The sequence below is a fragment of the Archangium sp. genome (genome assembly GCF_036389735.1).
Classification (GTDB): domain Bacteria; phylum Myxococcota; class Myxococcia; order Myxococcales; family Myxococcaceae; genus Archangium.
Genome location: NZ_DASVWK010000743.1, coordinates 1 through 2094, shown reverse-complemented (window position 1 = coordinate 2094; position 2094 = coordinate 1). Strand labels below are relative to the sequence as shown.

Below are 2094 nucleotides of genomic sequence, written 5' to 3'. Positions count from 1 at the left end.
GCGACCCGGCGGGGGCGGCGCCCAAGGTCCGCGTGCCCTGTACACGTTGCGAGAAACGGCGACTGATACGCGCCCACTCCAGACGCCCGCCTCTGTCGCCTCCACGGACACAGGCGAGCAGGAGCGGCTGTATCGCCAACGGAGTGCAGGCCGACCGGGCTCGGACGTCGCCATGGCAGGTCCAGGGGAGGCCCTCCTCGCCCCCTTCCTCACGTGCACCTCGCCCGCCGAATTCGTCGCGTTGCAGGAGCGCGTGGACATGCCCCGGCTGGTGGAGACGCTGCCGGACTGGGAGGCCGTGCAACTCGGCGCCCTGGGGCCCATGCGCGAAGACGCCGCTGGCTTCCTCAACCGCAAGCGCGTCTCGTTCATCCTCCATGCCACCGAGACGTATGGGGCCGCCCATGCCGAGGTGTTCGTCCGCTTCCTCCTCGACTCGGCCCATGACGATGAGCTGCGAGAAATTCTCTTCCGGCTGGCCCAGGACAAGCGGCTGGAGTCCACGCTGGGGCTCATGCCCCGGGCCCGAGCGGAGTTGGAGGCGCGGGGCCTGAAGCTCTCGGCCCGTCCGGACAGGGACTTTGAATGGGGAGACCTGCCGCGCGGGGTAGGCAGCGCCGCCGCCGACCTGGCCACCCACGAGCAGGCCAGGAATGCTCGGTACACGCACTACTCCAGGCAACGAGGCCAATTGCCACCGCCCTACCAGGAGGACCTCGACGAGGTGGAACGTGTGGCCGCGGAGCGGCACTACGCGCCGGGCAACGTGGTGCTGGGCGGCGTGGACGCCATGACGTTTGGCGTGCCGCTGGGCTTCTACTACCTCGCGGCCGGGACGAGCCACGGGCTGTACTCGCTGACGCAAGGCCAGTACGAGCAGGCCACGCGCGAGCTGACGCCCGCCGCGCTGCTGGCGACTCTGTACGTCGGTGGCAAGGGCGTGCGCTCCCTCTACGAGGCCCGAGGTGCCGGGACGGGACTCCCCAGAGGACTCCAGACGGTGGAGTCGCGGGTGAGCGCCCTCGCGCAGATGACGCGGCAACTGGAAGCGCGGCTGGGCACGGGTGTGGAGAGCCTGCGCGAGCTGGCCCGGTACATACGCGCCAGCCGGGAGGCGAGCCGCTTCGTCGCCGTGGGGGGCGTGGACGCCGCCCTGGCCCTGTACGAGGCCCGGGGCGACGTGGCCAAGGCGCGACCGCTGCTGTCCAAGGCCCGGCCCGAGGCCGGGGGCTCGCCGACGGTGAAGGGGGGCACGGGGAGAAGAGAAGCACCGGGGCAGTGGCCTCCAGCGCCGCTTTCTCGGGGACTTCGACACGCCCCGCATCGAGACATACGTGGGCGTGAGGAAGCCGGGCACCGGCCTGCGCTTCGCGGATGTGCTCGTCATTGAAACGGGCGAGCTCGCCGGCTCGAAACCTCGCGTCGAGACGTTGAGCTTCAAGAGCCGTGACTTGTCAGGCTTGGGGGAGCAGGCGTTGGAAGCACAACTGATCGCCGACGCGAGTGAGGCCCTGAGGTATTACGGCGAGACACTGGATATCCGCCGTGACTCCCTCCAACCCCTTCTCCGCGAGGGCAGCGAGGTGCCAGTTCCGAGGGTACGCCTCATCTATGAGGGGGGCGCCCTCACCCCCTTGGATGTAGACATGTTGGGGCGAGCCGTGAACGAAACCCAGCGCGCGGTTCCGGGAGTGGAGGTACTTTTTCAATGAAGGTACTGAGCTTGCACGACTCGAAGGCGGAGGATCGCCTCCGGCTCACTTTCGACGGGGCCTTCGACCCGCGCGTGGCATGGGAGAGCGAACTGGAGCCATTCTTCCTGGCCCTGGAAAAGTACGCTGACGGGTGGATGCCGGACGTCGTTAAAGGCAAGCGGCAGCGCAAATACGCCCGTTCAGCCATCTGGAAGTCGCTAGAGGAGGAGCGCCAGGAAAGAAGAACGGCTATCGGGTTCTACCGGACGAAGTGGCCAGCCTTGGACATGACACTCAGGCTATGGTCTCCACCTCTTCCGCCAGAACTGGGACTGACGGTCAACGTCAAGCCGCTCGCCTGCTTCGCGGAGGTGGAGCGATGCCAGAAGTTCGTGGAGTT

Annotated in this window: 2 protein-coding genes and 1 pseudogene; all 3 read left to right on the top strand. The window is 67.7% G+C overall.

Annotated elements, in window-relative coordinates; genetic code table 11:
- The first annotated feature begins 172 nt into the window (after positions 1–172).
- Positions 173–1390, top strand: a complete 1218-nt coding sequence (locus VF794_RS26430; protein ID WP_331115083.1) for a hypothetical protein — start codon at positions 173–175, stop codon at positions 1388–1390.
- Positions 1335–1712: a hypothetical protein gene (locus tag VF794_RS26425; RefSeq protein ID WP_331115081.1), complete on the top strand. Its 378-nt coding sequence runs from the start codon at positions 1335–1337 to the stop codon at positions 1710–1712. Before VF794_RS26430 ends, VF794_RS26425 begins: the two co-directional genes overlap by 56 nt.
- Positions 1709–2094: pseudogene (locus tag VF794_RS26420) on the top strand (hypothetical protein); the annotation flags it as partial. The gene VF794_RS26425 and the pseudogene VF794_RS26420, both read left to right, overlap by 4 nt.